Origin of the sequence: Streptomyces virginiae, assembly GCF_000720455.1 — a bacterium.
GTDB lineage: Bacteria > Actinomycetota > Actinomycetes > Streptomycetales > Streptomycetaceae > Streptomyces > Streptomyces virginiae.
Genome location: NZ_JOAK01000049.1, coordinates 21384 through 35224, shown reverse-complemented (window position 1 = coordinate 35224; position 13841 = coordinate 21384). Strand labels below are relative to the sequence as shown.

General features: G+C 70.9%; 11 protein-coding genes and 2 pseudogenes. 8 read left to right on the top strand and 5 right to left on the bottom strand.

Annotated features, from left to right (window positions below; all coding sequences use genetic code 11):
- Positions 1–1159: 1159 nt before the first annotated feature.
- Positions 1160–1333: a CsbD family protein gene (locus IG86_RS41940; RefSeq protein WP_078848521.1), complete on the top strand. Its 174-nt coding sequence runs from the start codon at positions 1160–1162 to the stop codon at positions 1331–1333.
- A gap of 199 nt (positions 1334–1532) precedes the next feature.
- Here IG86_RS41940 and IG86_RS0136650 read toward each other — a convergent pair.
- Positions 1533–1922 (bottom strand): annotated as a pseudogene (locus IG86_RS0136650) (hypothetical protein); the annotation flags it as partial.
- A 208-nt stretch (positions 1923–2130) separates the two neighbouring features.
- Here IG86_RS0136650 and IG86_RS40400 point away from each other — a divergent pair.
- From IG86_RS40400 to IG86_RS0136635, 3 genes are read left to right on the top strand one after another with little or no spacing between them, the layout of a single operon-like run.
- Positions 2131–3009, top strand: coding sequence for a heavy metal-binding domain-containing protein (locus IG86_RS40400; protein WP_078848520.1), 879 nt, complete (start codon positions 2131–2133; stop codon positions 3007–3009).
- A 1-nt stretch (position 3010) separates the two neighbouring features.
- Positions 3011–3874: a heavy metal-binding domain-containing protein gene (locus IG86_RS0136640; protein WP_208864296.1), complete on the top strand. Its 864-nt coding sequence runs from the start codon at positions 3011–3013 to the stop codon at positions 3872–3874.
- Positions 3867–4259 carry a hypothetical protein gene (locus IG86_RS0136635; RefSeq protein WP_030830489.1) on the top strand — a complete coding sequence of 131 codons (393 nt, stop codon included), beginning with the start codon at positions 3867–3869 and terminating at the stop codon, positions 4257–4259. Before IG86_RS0136640 ends, IG86_RS0136635 begins: the two co-directional genes overlap by 8 nt.
- Here the strand turns inward: IG86_RS0136635 and IG86_RS45650 are convergent.
- Positions 4194–4535: pseudogene (locus tag IG86_RS45650) on the bottom strand (plasmid stabilization protein). The gene IG86_RS0136635 and the pseudogene IG86_RS45650 overlap by 66 nt on opposite strands.
- 190 nt (positions 4536–4725) lie before the next feature.
- Here IG86_RS45650 and IG86_RS0136630 point away from each other — a divergent pair.
- The 3 genes from IG86_RS0136630 to IG86_RS0136620 all read left to right on the top strand — a co-directional run bounded on the left by IG86_RS0136630 (position 4726) and on the right by IG86_RS0136620 (position 8319).
- Positions 4726–5703, top strand: coding sequence for an L-threonylcarbamoyladenylate synthase (locus tag IG86_RS0136630; protein ID WP_030902653.1), 978 nt, complete (start codon positions 4726–4728; stop codon positions 5701–5703).
- Between the two features lie 397 nt (positions 5704–6100).
- Positions 6101–6739 carry a carbonic anhydrase gene (locus IG86_RS0136625; RefSeq protein WP_030830494.1) on the top strand — a complete coding sequence of 213 codons (639 nt, stop codon included), beginning with the start codon at positions 6101–6103 and terminating at the stop codon, positions 6737–6739.
- A gap of 854 nt (positions 6740–7593) precedes the next feature.
- Entirely contained in the window at positions 7594–8319 is a 726-nt protein-coding gene (locus tag IG86_RS0136620) for a peptidylprolyl isomerase (RefSeq protein WP_030902651.1), read from the top strand.
- A gap of 375 nt (positions 8320–8694) precedes the next feature.
- Here IG86_RS0136620 and IG86_RS0136610 read toward each other — a convergent pair whose 3' ends face one another.
- The 3 genes from IG86_RS0136610 to IG86_RS44080 all read right to left on the bottom strand — a co-directional run bounded on the left by IG86_RS0136610 (position 8695) and on the right by IG86_RS44080 (position 11106).
- Positions 8695–9048 (bottom strand): hypothetical protein, encoded by a 354-nt coding sequence (locus IG86_RS0136610; protein WP_030902649.1) that lies wholly within the window; start codon positions 9046–9048, stop codon positions 8695–8697.
- Positions 9049–9509: 461 nt separating this feature from the next.
- Positions 9510–10493, bottom strand: coding sequence for a BtrH N-terminal domain-containing protein (locus IG86_RS0136605; protein WP_030902647.1), 984 nt, complete (start codon positions 10491–10493; stop codon positions 9510–9512).
- 88 nt (positions 10494–10581) lie between these two features.
- Entirely contained in the window at positions 10582–11106 is a 525-nt protein-coding gene (locus IG86_RS44080; RefSeq protein WP_037943790.1) for a hypothetical protein, read from the bottom strand.
- Positions 11107–12436: 1330 nt separating this feature from the next.
- Between IG86_RS44080 and IG86_RS0136590 the strand changes: the two genes are divergently transcribed.
- Positions 12437–13090 (top strand): hypothetical protein, encoded by a 654-nt coding sequence (locus tag IG86_RS0136590; RefSeq protein ID WP_051785620.1) that lies wholly within the window; start codon positions 12437–12439, stop codon positions 13088–13090.
- Positions 13091–13841 lie beyond the last annotated feature (751 nt).

Below are 13841 nucleotides of genomic sequence, written 5' to 3'. Positions count from 1 at the left end.
AGATGCGGGGATCGCGGTTGCTTGACCGGAGACCACCTCACTATCGATGTCCTGCGGTACCCGGGCTCAGACTTCCGCCCGGGCGATCCTGATGGCGCCCAATCCCTCCGTTCATCCCTCGGATGATCAACTGCTTACCTAGCGGGGAACGCGAACTGCTGGTACTGCGAACTGCGGGTACTGCTCCATTCGGTACTACTGGTACTGCGCTACTGCTCGTGGCCTGACCAAGCGCCACGCCTTCGGCAGCCAGCCCCGTTGCCCATCGTGCATCTGCCCTGGCTTGGAACCCCACTGCCGAACGTCCCGGTGCGCGCGCCCGCAGCCGACGCCTTCACCGAGGTGCTGCTCACTGACTTCACTGCTGGGTACTGCCATTACTGCGGTACTTCCTGCGGAGGCCCCTCATGACTGCGGGCCTCCCGGTCCGGCCGTCAGTCCCGTCGCCGTCCTGCAAACGCTCTGGCTTCGGAACTCCACCGCCGCACCGTCCAACAACTGCACCTGCGGGTACTGCTGCCCGGCAGTTCATCTCTGCCGGGCTTTCCTTGACTGGGCTACGAGAGAAACCATAACCGCACCACCACCCAATGTCTACTCTGGCCGACACAGATTTTCACGTGCGTGTCCTTGAGGTAATCGGATGCCGCCGGGCCACACAGCTGCGGGCGCGGGGGCACAGCGACCAGGCAGCGGGCAGGGCGGGATACCGACGACAGACCCGGGGGCGTGATGACCACGACGAATGCCGAGCGCGCAGCCTTTCGTCCTCCGGTCGCCGCCACTGGGGCACGCCGGGCCACCTGGGCGTTCCTCGACCCCAGGCAGCCGGCCACGGCCGGGAGAAGGCCGGCACGGTCGTCCTGGTCGCCTCCGAGCTGGAGCCCGCGGATGTCGCGCATGCGGACGGACCCCCGACCCCGTCGACAGGACGGGCGGATGGGCTGGCACGTGGTCAACGACCTCTCCCCCGCCGCTGTCGTCACGCGCGGGCCCGGAGGCGGACAAGACGGGTCGCGCCCTCCTCCCCCGGCGGTGCGCCGGTCCGTACCGCGGCCCTCCCGAGCCGGGCCCTCTCACAGCCCACCCGTTTACGAGGGCGCCCAGCGGCCATACGGGATTGCGTAAGGCGTTTCCACCGAAGAGGGAGTGATCAGCTGTGTCTGGTGAGCAGAAGGCCGAGGCGAAGGGCGAGCAGGCCAAGGGCAAGCTCAAGGAGACCGCTGGCCGCCTGACGGGCAACGAGAGGCTGACCGCCGAGGGCCGCGCGGAGCAGGCCAAGGGCGACGCCCGCGAGGCCAAGGAGAAGGTCAAGGACGTCTTCAAGCACTGATCGTCATGCCGCAGGGCCGGGACCGCAGGATGGTTGCGATTGCAAGGCGGAGGAGGGAGCCGATGCGGAGCATCGGCGACCGACGACAACGCGGCAAGCGCGCGTGCCGGACCCCGCCGCGCAGGCGGGACTTTGCGGACACGACCTAGGCGATCGCGGCGGCATGGCCCCTGCCACACATCGGGCGGGACCTGAGATGTCAAAGCCCCGTCCGGCGGAGATCGGGGCAGTGGGCTCCACCACGGACTTGCGCGTCGGGGTGCTCCGGCGGGGCGAGCCGGTCCGACCAGGAGATCTCTCGGCCGAGGAAGCGCGGCTGCTCGAAGGGCCCGTCGGCGGCGATCCACCGCGGCACCAGCTCGTCGAGGGCCTGCTCGACCTTGCTGTCCACCAGCTCGTCCACCACCCACCAGGAGATCTCGCCGTCCGCACCGGCCTTCTCCGGTGGGTCGATGTAGACGCAGCCGAGCAGAGCTGTTTCCGCCGCGTCGAACAGCGCGTAGTCGAAGGACTGGTGTGCGGCGATCTCCTTCTCGTGCCGCAACAGGTCGGCCTGGTCGGCCTCGTAGGTCATGGTGGCTGCGGGAAACGCTCTTCAAGAGGCGCCGATCTGGATATGGACGTCGACGGCCCGCTCCATCCGGCGGGCGGAACGCATGGGCCCGAGGGGCAACGGCGCCCGCCTCGAGGCGCGGCGACGTTTGAGCTGTTGATCACCGTTACCGATCCCCTGATGACATAATCTGCCGAACGGGGGCGCGATCCGCGCGGTAGGGCGAGATCGACGGTGGGGGTCCATGACACAGCGAGGGAACGCCGGACTGCCTGGTCTCACGGGCGGAGGGACTGCGGCGCCACAGTCGGACGGTAGCTGGGCCTCCGCGCTGTCGAGCCAGGAGGCCGCGGCGATCGGCGGCGCAGGCTTCGAACCGGTCGGGCAGGTGCTCGGCACAGCCGTCTTCAACGTCGGGTTCACGGGTGTGTGGGGCTGCCCCGGCAGTTGGTCGGTCACCGACGACAACACCCCAGTGCCGGCCTCCAGGTGGACGCCCTCCCTGTCGCAGCTTGTACGGACGATGTACGCGGCGCGCAGGTCGGCTCTCGCCCGGGCGGTCGCCGAATGCGGCGCGCTCGGCGGTGACGGGATCGTCGGCGTGGAACTGCGGGTCGGCGAGTTCCCCGCAGGGGGTGTGGAGTTCACTGCGCGCGGCACTGCGGTCCGGGCCCGCTCACGCATCCGGCCGCGTACGCCCTTCACCTCACACGTGAGCGGCCAGGACTTCGCCAAGCTCGTGCACGCCGGGTGGGTTCCCGTCGGACTCGCCTTCGGCGTCGCCTTCGCGATCGGGCACGACGACTGGCGCAGCTCCTTCCGGGTTCCCCTCAGCGCCCGGAACCAGGAGGTCGGCTGCTACACCCACCTCGTCGGCCATGTCCGCCGGGAGGCCCGCAAGCAGCTGGTCCTCGACACGGAGAAGCACGGCGGCGACGGGGTGGTGGTGGACGGCGTGGAGCTGCGAGTCGGGGAGAGCGAGTGCCCCACGTACGGATCGACGCGCGACCTCACGGCCGAGGCCGTCTTCGTCGGCACCTCGATCGCCCGGTTCGGCCGCTCCGAACGGGCCGCCGGCACCAAACCACCACTGACCATCATGCGACTGGAGCGCGAGGGCTGAGATGACCGAAAGAACGGGGCGGGACGTGCTCGGGGAAGCCTCGCCGCCGCCGGCACAGGACGTGGCCGAGGACGCCATGCGTCGGCTCGCGCGAATCCAGCCCGGGGAGAAGGGCGCGCTCTTCACCTCGGACCTGACGGTGAACGAGTTCCTGCTGGTGCGCGAGGCAGGCTTCCGCCCGCTCGACCTGGTTCTCGGCACCTCCGTCTATCACGTCGGCCTCCAGCTCGGCCGGTGGTCGAAGAACCAGGAACTGACCAAGCTGTCGGATGCCATGTACCGCGCCCGCGAGCTGGCGATGCGCCGGATGGAGGCCGAGGCGAGCGCGCTGGGGGCGGACGGGATCGTGGGCGTGCGGCTGGACATCGAGTTCAAGGAGTTCGGGTCGGACATCGCCGAGTTCATCGCGGTCGGCACGGCCGTGAAGGCGGACGGGGCGGACCCGGGACCGGGCGGGACGTGGCTCAACAACAAGGGCAAGCCCTTCACCTCGGACCTGTCCGGCCAGGAGTTCTGGACGCTGATCCGGGCTGGTTACGCGCCCTTGGACCTGGTCATGGGGTCGTGCGTCTATCACGTGGCACACCAGCGCTTCACCCAGGTACTGAGCAACGCGGGCCGCAACGTCGAGATCGAGCCCTTCACCCAAGCGCTCTACGATGCGCGCGAACTGGCCATGAGCCGCATGCGGGCGGAAGGTGAGGCCCTGGAAGCCGAAGGAATCGTGGCCGTACAGCTGAAGCAGCACACACACGGCTGGGGAGGCCACACCACCGAGTTCTTCGCCATCGGGACGGCCGTGCGCCCGCTGCGCGACGACCACGTCATCGACCGACCGACCGTGGTGGTGAGCCTCGATGGCTGAGACGGACGTGGAACTGCTGGCCGCGGCGTTGCGACGGGACAGCGCGGACCTGAACCTGTACGCGCGGGTGCTGTCGGCGAACCTGGCGGATTCGCTGCCGGCCGGCGCCGTGCAGGTCCGGCGCAGGCGTACCCTCGCGGACCGGATGGCCGGGCGCGAGGGTTCCGTCGTGGAGCTGGACGTCTCGCTCGGAGAGCAGCGGCTCTCGCTGCGGACGGACCGGGGGCGGACCGTCGGCGAGGTCCTGCACGAGGTCCGGGGCATCGTGCTCTCCCGGCACCAAGTGGAACTGGACGAGTGGGTCGACGCCCTGGCCCGGTCACTGGCGCGGGCCGCGGCCTCGAACGCCCGGGCCCGCGAGGCCTTGGAGCGTTTCCTGGCCTGAGCGCCGTCCCGTAGCGGGCCGGCGCCCCCTGCGGGACTCCCTCTGGGCAGTATCCGTCACCTCCGCCGGACTTTCGCCACCGCGCTGCGAGGCGGACCTGCCCCGGGTCGAGCTGCGGCTCGCGGCCTTGCCCTCACCCCGATCTGAGCGCGTTCCTTGTTCACCGTCCGAGAGGCCATCTCCTTCGCGCAGCCCTCCGGCCTACCCGCGCTTCTCCCGGGACTCCTTGATGTGCTCGTACTGGCGCTCACGCCTGGGGCTGTATCCTCGGGGCACGGCGGAACCGTTCTCGACGATGGGCTGCCACGACCATGCTGTGCGTCAGCGCAGCCAGCGCAAGCTGCGGACGGGGTCGCCCGTTCAGCGCCAGGGCGACCGCAGCCCTCTGAGCTCCGTCGCCCAGCGAGGCCCTGCGCGTGCGCCGACCCGGGAAATACCGACCCGTTGTGCTCCTAGGATTGCGCGGGTGACGGCAAATACCAGTGACATCGAGAAGGCAGCCGGCGTGCTGCGCGCCGGCGGCCTGGTCGCCCTCCCGACCGAGACGGTCTACGGTTTGGGCGCCAACGCCGAGGACCCCGCTGCCGTAGCGCGCATCTTCCAGGCCAAAGGACGCCCGCCCTCCCACCCGCTCATCGTCCACATTCCCAGCGCCGAGTCGTTGGACGACTGGGTCCAGGACGTGCCCGACACGGCCCGCCGGCTGGCTGAACATTTCTGGCCGGGGCCGCTCACGCTGGTTCTTCGGCGTGGTCGCCGAGTACCGCTTGAAGCAACGGGTGGCCTGGAGACGGTGGCCGTGCGCGTACCTGACCACCCTGTCGCACTCGCGCTGCTGTCGACCTTCGGCGGAGGTGTTACGGCCCCGTCCGCCAACCGCTTCGGCGCGGTCAGCCCGACAACGGCGGACCATGTGCGTACGGAGCTGGGTGACGCCGTCGACTTCGTGCTGGACGGCGGCTCCTGCGCCGTGGGCGTCGAGTCGACCATCGTGGACGCCACGGGCGACACCCCGACCATCCTTCGGCCTGGTGGAGTGACCCGTGAGGCCCTCGAAGCGCTGCTGGGCGGCCCGCTCGCGGCCCCGTCGTCGAGCCGGGTCCGGGTGCCCGGCCAGCATCCGTCCCACTATGCACCGCGTGGACGGGTCGTCCTCGTCGAGCCGGACAGGGTCATCGCCGAAGCAGAACTCGCTCAACGGCTGGGGCATCGGGTGGGCGTCCTCGTGCCTGCCTCCGTCGCGCACGTTCCGGTGAAGGCGCACGCCGTGGTGGCGCTACCCGCCTCGATGACCGCTTACGCGCAGGGGCTGTACGGGTTCCTGCGCGAACTCGACCAGCAGGGCTGCGACCTCATCGTCGCGTCTCTGCCGACCGAGGAGGGCCTGGGACTGGCGATCGCCAACCGGCTCCGCCGCGCTGCCGGGCCTCGGACCACTGTGTGACCCGCCCCGACGCCGCTCGCAGGGCCCCCACCCGCAAGTGGGTGGGCTACTGGCGATGGCCGGGGCATCTGCCGTTCCTCATTGAGCCACCGGCCGCGGCCTGACCTCATCGCGCGCCGGCCGGCGACGGCCAGGGCGTGCGGGCCGTGCGCCGGCGCCCTGCAGGGTCACCTGCTGGTCGCTGGTCGCTGCTCGAGCGCGGGTACGTCTCCCGCCAGCGGGTCACCCATGTGGTCGCAGTCGTTGAGGTGCTGGCTTATCCGGTCATCCATGGCTCCAGGCGCAGGCGGGCTGCGAAGCCTCTCTCGTCGGACGCGTGGGAAGGGAAGGCGCCGCGTGGCCCGGTCCGGCGGGGCCAGGTCGTGCGACGGCTGGGGCGGCATCGTAGGCTGCGGCCATGGCCGAGATCCAGACTCCGACTCCCCGCGACGCCTTCGATCTGCTCATGGCGGGCAACCAACGGTTCGTCTCAGGCGCTTCCGAGCATCCGAACCAGGACGCCGCCCGCCGTGCCGAGACCGCACCGTCCCAGCAGCCCTTCGCCGTACTGTTCGGGTGCTCCGACTCCCGGCTGGCCGCCGAGATCATCTTCGACCGAGGCCTGGGTGACCTGTTCGTGGTCCGCACCGCGGGGCACGTCGCCGGTGCGGAAGTGCTCGGCTCCATAGAGTTCGGCGTGAGCGTCCTCGACGCGCCTCTGGTCGTCGTCCTCGGCCACGACTCGTGCGGCGCTGTCGCCGCGGCCTGCTCCGCGCTGGAGAACGGGCGGACGCCGGGCGGCTTCGTCCGTGACGTTGTCGAGCGGGTTACCCCGAGCGTGCTGGCAGCCCGCGCAGCCGGCCGCGAGACGGCCGACGAGATCCTGGCGGAACACATCGAGCACACCGTGGACCTGCTGCTGGAACGCTCCCGCGTCCTGGCTGAGAGAGTGGCCGACGGCCGCCTCGGCATGGTGGGGCTGTCCTACCGACTGGCCGACGGCAGTGCCCAGCTCGTCGCCGCTCGCGGCCTCGATTCGGCGGTTCTCACCGCGTAGCCGGAGCGTGGTCCGCGGTGCTTCTACGGGCGCCGATCCGCCGGAAGACGGCCCACTTCGACGCGCGGGAGCGGGCCTCGGCGGCGTGCTGGACGAGGAGGTCCGCTCCTGAGCGGAGGCCCCCCCTCAGCACCCGGACTCATACAGCATCCGCGTCCCGGCCTTCTCCATGCCGGCAGCCACCAGGGCTGCCACGCTCGCGGCTCATCCTGGGCCGGCGGGACGCGTGTGCCAGTGCCTCCGCGGTAGTCACCGGGGTGACCATCGGTTCTGCGGCCAGGTATCTGCGCAACCGACTCGGCGACGTCCGGGCAGTCCGCGGGCGGGGACGTGGCTCCTGGCCCGGCCCAGCACCAGGTCCAGCCGCTCGTCCTCGAGGACGACGAGCTCACCGGGTGCTCCGCACAGGGCGCACCGGACGTACGTCACGGCGACCGGGGGCCGCACCAAGAGCCACTCGACAACTCACTGCCGCCGACCAGCTCGCCTCGCTCGCGAAGCTGGGTGTGGACTGGGCGTGACATGCCGCCCAGCTCGTCGTTGAGCTGGGAGGTCAGCGAAGTGGAGGCCCCGGGACGTCGTGACCCCCGGGGCCTTCGTCTAGCGACGCGGGCTGCGACACACGTCCCCTGCTGACGCTTTGCAGAACAGCCGAAGCCGACTGCAATGTCCCAGACGACGAGTTCGCCATCGAGGACCAGGCCCCCCGGCAGCTGCCCGGCGGTCACCATCCGGACCGACCACCGCAGCAGCGCCCCTCGCCGGCCTCCTGTCACTGCCCATTCCCGCCGCCCACACCACGCCCTAGACTGCGACCGCTCCAAAACCTGGCGATCATCAGGAGGGCGCGCAAGATGAACCGAGCACTGATCAGCGCATTTGCGGCCGTGACGTTAGTCGTGTCCGGGGGAAGTGCCGCTACCGCTTCCGACGGCGCTCCGCCGCGCACCACGCACGGCCCTTGCCAGTACACACAGACCCCGGACGAGCCGCCCGCGCGTCATGTTCCGCTGCCGCCTGACCCGCGGCGCACCCCTAGCCGTGGCACGGTTGACATGGCTGTTCCGACCAGCCAGGGTCCGCTCCCGCTGCGTTTGGACCGGGCCAAGGCACCATGCACGGTACAAAGTTTTCTGCACCTGGCACGGCATGGGTTCTACGACCGAACGGTGTGCCACCGTCTGACGGCGTATCCGACGCTGAAGGTCCTGCAGTGCGGCGACCCGACCGGTACCGGTGAGGGAGGGCCCGGGTACAAGTACAAGGACGAGTTGCCGGTGGATCTGCCACCCGCACCGACCGATCCGACCGGCGCACGCCGCCTGTACGGGCGCGGCCTGCTGGCGATGGCCAACGCCGGTCCGGACACGAACGGCTCACAGTTCTTCGTCGTCTACGGCGACTCCGCGCTGCGCCCGAACTACACGGTGTTCGGCACGGTCGGCCCCGACGGCCTGGCAACACTCGACAAAACCGCCGCCGGAGGAATCGAGCCGACCGCGGAGGACCCGGCACCGGTCGACGGCACACCCGTGCTGCGGACCGAGCTGCTCCGCGTCCGGCAGTCCTGCCGGCCTTGACTCCCCGCGGCCTGCGCCGAAGCCGCGGCCGCTGCGGTGGCAGGAAGGCCGGTGGCCACGGTGGGGGCGGTGGTGGAGCGGGAACGGACGTTCCTGATGGGATGGATCACCTGGTGGATCCAGCAGCGCTGACGGGTGCAGCTGACCCTGGCCGGCCCGGCCGGCTCCCACGAGGCCGACCGGGGCGCAGGGCCGGGCGGGCAGCGGCAGCTCTGTGGCGGTGCTGGATGCGGCCGATACCGTCTGCTGCACGCCGTTCCTGCTCAAGGCGACCACCGACGGCCCGCCCGAACCCGATCAGCCTCGCCTTCACCGGCATGAACAACCCCGTGCAGATGGGCCCCTTGCCGGGTGTCGACAGCGCCTCCATCCTGCTCAGCCAACCGGCATCCGGTGTTTCTCAGGGGGACATGTGACAACGGGAAGCGACAGGGAGCAGCGCATTCGGAGGTTACGGATGGGCTTGATGTACGGCCTGCTGGGTCTCGGTCTGCTGGGGCTGACGTCGTCGCCGAGATGGCCGCGCAGCTGCTCGGCCGACCAGCCCGACACCATCGCCTCGGCGTCCTCGCCGAGTTCCTCCTCCCGGCCGGTGAGGCGCTTCTGGGCGGCGCGGCGGACCGCGTCGGAGATGGCCAGCACCAGGCGGTGGGCCATCGCCGCCGTGTACGCGGCCTCGCCCCGTGCTGCGGCGAACGGCTCGGGCAGCGGCGGGTATCCGGACGTCATCAGCAACGGCTTCCTCGGTCGGGCGGGCCAGCGGGTACGGGCCGACGGGCCCGTCCGGTCCGGTGGGCACTGCCCCGCGCGCGGGCGGGCCGGCACACCGGTGGATGCCATCGCGGCCGCGATGTGCGGCCACGCCGGGGACGCGCGGACCGCGTCACGCACCAGAGCCTCCGGCATCGACGGACGTCCACCTTCCGTGTCAGCCGGCCTTGAATTGAGACGCGGGGCCGCGCGGGTTGGGGCCCTCGGCGCCCGGACCTCCAACAGAACGCCGTTCAGCGGCGAAGGGGGAAACGCCCCCGCGGGGCGCTAGGGAGTGTCCGCAATGTAGCGTCGGCCGCCCGCAGGCGGGACTTTGCGGACACGACCCGATTTGCCCGGATTCTCGGCAGGCAAGCGCCGGGGGTAAACCTGCATATAGCGGACGGCGTATCGATCCAGACGACCTTGTGAAACAACCTTTAGAGCTTGGTGAGTGCCTGCATCGCATCGTGCTCGATACGCGCGAGGTCACTGAGTACGGAGCCGGCCCGCACGAGATGGTTCACGTCACCGGATGTGCCTGCTGCTGCGATGAGCGCGGCCACTTCTGTCCAGAGGCCGGCGGCCTCGGTGAACAGGCTGTGACCAGTGCGCAGGTGGTTGCTGTCGATCAGCCGGGCGCACTCGGCGAGGAAGTCCCGGTAGAGGTTGCGGAAGAGGGCGCCGCCGGTGCCGGCCCTCTCCATGAGGACTGCGGCCTCCGGCAGGTCCTCAAGCGGGTTGCGGCTGCGCTGCAGCCACTTCGGCACTTGCTCGGCTGCCTTCGCGATGCCCCGGTGGCCCAGGTTCGCGATGGGTGGGTGCAAGAAGGCGTCGGCGCAGGTCGTGATCGCAGGGATGATCCGGTCTTGCGGTTGCGTCAGGCCGACGGGCGCCGTGATGGTGAAGGAGCGGTTCTTGGCGGTCATGGGGCCGCGCTCGGCCCTGGCCCTGGCCAGGCTGGCGAGACTGGTCGAGACGGCTCCGCCCTGCGGGCCGGTGTCCTGCAGGTAGGCGTCCTGTTCGTCATAGCCGTACATGGCCACGACGTGCCCGCCGAAATGCACCTTGGTGCTGAAATAGTCCAGGTGGTAGCTGTCGAGCTGAAGGCCCACCGGCCGACCGGCGTCGATGGGTGCCGCCACGTTCTGCCACGCCTTGCGCAGGGAGGTGGTCTCCCCGACCAGAAGCTCAAGTCCGAGCATGGCAGTCAAGTTCCTGGTGAGCTCGAACGGCTTGACCCGGCCGCCTAGGAAGGGGAAGCCCATACTTTTGCTGTCCCAGTAGATGAAGGACAACCCGGATCCGAGCCCGAACAGCATGGGTTCGGACAAGTCGAGTCCCTCATGCCGCAGCAGCATGCCCAGTGCCGTCGTCTCACAGTGCTGCATACCGCGAACATCGATGTCCTTCACCACGGCCATGCCACCATCTTCCTCCTCACCGCGCGATACACGCACTGGGGTGTGGGGAACAACGGACGGGACGCGTCAGCTCCCGGCCGGGCTGGCCTCAAGGGCGGCTGCCGGTCAGGGCCGCCGCGTCGCGCAGCAGCACGGCAGCGTCGGCAGCAGCTCTCGCCTGCGCATGGAACCCTTGCGCGCGGTGCCACGCGGCCGCGGCCTCCACCGCCTCCACGAGCGCAGTCAGCAGCGTCAGCACAACCGCGGCGCCACCACCCCGGGCGGCGCGGGGGGCGTGTTCCCACGCGCGGGTGGAGGCCCGCCAGCCGGCGCGGGCCCGGCCTTCCAACGAGCGGGCGCCGGGAGCGGGGGGCGGCCTGCTCGACGCGGCGGCCGCCGCGCGGACGCGGTCACGGACCAGGTCCGGTGAGTACGCCGCAGTGATGGCCAGGAGGTCGCCGAGGGCGGCGACGTCACCGGCACCGTCGGCCCGTCCCGCGCGGCCCAGGAGAGCGGAGGCCTCCCGGATCCGCGTCTGGGCGAGCGCCCGGTCGGCCGGCGCGATGTGCGGGGTGAAGCGCTCACGCACCCGGGGCAGGGACTGGTCGTAGGCGAGAGTGGGACCGCGAACCACACCGGGCGGGTACCGCGGTCCGCACGGTCACCGGGCAGCGCCACCACGTACCCGATCAGCGTGCCGTCGTCGCCCGGCGCTCGCGTACACGGAGTCCGGCGTCGCGTAGAGGGTCGAAGAAATCGGTGTCGCCGTGGGCGAGGGCGGCGGCGGTACGGACGGTGCGGCGGGCGGCCTTCTCGGGCCTCGCCGGTGAGCGGGCGGCGCGCGGTCCGGTCCAGCGGTGACTTCGGGCTAGGACCCCAGCCGGCTTCGAAAGCGCGGGCGGCGGTGTGCATCTTGGGGATGTCGCCGCACAGGCGGCGGTGACGGCCGTCCTGCCGCCCGAGCGTCGTGACGATGTGGATGTGGTCGGTCGCGTGCCGCGCGGCGATCCACCGGCAAGGCGTGCGTCACCGCGCTCGGCGATCCCCGCAACCGCGACCATGGCGGCGGCCACCTCCGCCCACTGGCCGTCGAACAGGGCCGGGTCGTCGGGGTGGTTGCGGACCGCCACATGCCAGAGGTGTTCCGCCGGCCGCTCCCCGAGCAGGGGCTTCGACCGAGGCGTCCAGGAGCAGCGCCAGATCGGCGAGCGTCATCCGGCCGGGATGGCGGGCCGGACACGGCAGATCCGGACCCCGGGCCGCGATCTGGCGGGGGTCGGTGTGGCGTGGCTGGACCGACAGAGGCGGGCCGCAGGCCGAGGGAGCGTGTCGGCTCGAGAGATCGCACGGATGGAGCTCCGCACAGGAGCGGGTAGCCGTGGCCCGGCTGCGGGTACTGGCAGCCCGGAGTCCTGCGACGCTGTGGCGGACGATCTGCTCGACCTCCGATCGCTCCTCCGCCGTGCCGGTTTCGTCCCCGACTCCGTCGATCGCCTTCAGCAGCCTCAGCGACCACTCCCGGTCCGCCTCCCGGCGGGCCGAGCACCCCGGCCACCCAGCGGTGTCCGGCGCCGACAGGGCGGGCGCGCGGAGGGTGCGGGGCACCCGCGCCACGCGCTGGCCAGTGCCACCGTTCCGGCCACCAGGCTCAAGCACAGGACGACGGTCTCGTGCCCGTATCTCTCGGCCCACGAGCCGCACACGCCGCCGTCCCCGCCGGCACAGCGGCGCCGGTGCAGCGCCGCCTGCCCGTCATCACCACTGCTCCCCCCGTCCAGCACCTACCGGCCGCGGCCAGCAACACTCGCACCACCATGCCTGTCATCGCCGTCCGCTTGCGTCACCGCCTTGTCCCGGTGCTGTAAGGGAACTGGGCTGAGGGCACCAGCCCGCCCAGCCGGCCACTAGCGTGCGGCCATTGGGCCCAGCAGCCCAGCCACCACCACACCCCGGGAGACTCCGCCATGCCCAGCCTTGGTCCCCGCACCCTCCTCGCCACGATCGCCCTCACAACCACGCTGACGCTGACCGCCTGCGACCCCGCAGCCGAAGCCGAAGCCCCTCCTGCTCCTCCTGCTCCTCCCGCTCCTTCCGCCGCCTCCGCCACTGCCTCCGCGCCCGCCTCCTCCACCTCGCCCGCCGGTTCCGGCAAGCACACGCTGGCCGAGGCCGCCACCGCCGGCGGGCTCACCAAGGCCACGGGTGCCGGCGCGGTCTCCGACGTTCCGGTTGACCCGGGCGAGATGCGTGACGGCATGCACCTGGTGGTCGCTGACTACAACCGTGCCGGGCAAACCTCCGGCCGCCGCATCCTTTTCGTTGGCGTCGACAGCGTTCCGGAGGACCCGAACAAGCGTCGCGAGCACCTTTGGCGCGGCCTGATCGACTACGCGCTGCAGAACGGATCCACCGGCACCCCGACCACCGCGAAGCCGTACCAGCCCGGCCCATTCGGCGGATCCCTCGAGTGCCTCAGCCTGCCGGAGTCCGCCAACACCACCGACGTCATCTGCGGCTGGTCCGACACCACCACCGCCGCCGTCGCACTCTTCCCCCGCACGACCCCGGCCGACGCCGCCCGCCTCTTCGGCGCCATGCGCGCCGACCTCGAACACTGACCGCCCCGTCTACCGAGATCGCGGCGGTCAGCAGCGACGAGGGCGAGGCCACGGTGAGCTCCGGGGCACTGGGCCGCGGGACCCTGACACCGCTGCTCGAACAGTGCGCGACCCTGCGGGACCCGGCGCTGATCGCGAATCGGACGAGCTCTCCGTCAGGTGGCCGTGGCAACTCGGTGCCCGGGCAAGGCCGGACGAGAACGTGATGGAGGGGCCTGCACGCGATCGACACCGGCGACATCGACGTCTTCAGATCTTCACCCGCGGCCGCTGCTGGTGATGACGGTCGTCGTCATGCGCGGCCGCCGGCACCGCGGCAGCCGAGACGATCGCACCGGCCGCCAGAACGGTGGCAGCGATACGGCGTACGGAGGAAGAAGTACAAGATATGGGCGACGCTCCCTCAAGAACAGCGCCCCAACAGCGAAACAGGGTGCGCCGGCCTTCGGCGAGGAGCCCGCGGGGGGGTGGGGTGGTCGCCGCGCAGGGCTGCCGTGCGGGCTCTGCCGAACACCGCCTTCAGGAGACCGAGGGACGGCTGGTTGCCGCTGAGGGCGATCGCGGCCCCGGCCCCGGCCCCCAACCGCGACCGCGACGTCGGTCGGGCCGGTAACGAGGTCGGCCCTCGGTGCCGGGAACGGTCCTCGGTGACCGAGTGGTCGCGTGGGGCCCGGCCACGGCGGGGCGGAACTTGGTATGGACCTGCCAAATACGGGTGAGCTAGCGTAACAACCGACACCCTCCGAGAGCG

Coding starts and splice junctions, on each gene's coding strand:
- IG86_RS40400 (WP_078848520.1), top strand. CDS start 2,131: ATGACACAGCGAGGGAACGCCGGACTGCCTGGTCTCACGGGCGGAGGG.
- IG86_RS0136640 (WP_208864296.1), top strand. CDS start 3,011: ATGACCGAAAGAACGGGGCGGGACGTGCTCGGGGAAGCCTCGCCGCCG.
- IG86_RS0136635 (WP_030830489.1), top strand. CDS start 3,867: ATGGCTGAGACGGACGTGGAACTGCTGGCCGCGGCGTTGCGACGGGAC.
- IG86_RS0136625 (WP_030830494.1), top strand. CDS start 6,101: ATGGCCGAGATCCAGACTCCGACTCCCCGCGACGCCTTCGATCTGCTC.
- IG86_RS0136620 (WP_030902651.1), top strand. CDS start 7,594: ATGAACCGAGCACTGATCAGCGCATTTGCGGCCGTGACGTTAGTCGTG.
- IG86_RS0136610 (WP_030902649.1), bottom strand. CDS start 9,048: ATGACGTCCGGATACCCGCCGCTGCCCGAGCCGTTCGCCGCAGCACGG.
- IG86_RS0136605 (WP_030902647.1), bottom strand. CDS start 10,493: ATGGCCGTGGTGAAGGACATCGATGTTCGCGGTATGCAGCACTGTGAG.
- IG86_RS0136590 (WP_051785620.1), top strand. CDS start 12,437: ATGCCCAGCCTTGGTCCCCGCACCCTCCTCGCCACGATCGCCCTCACA.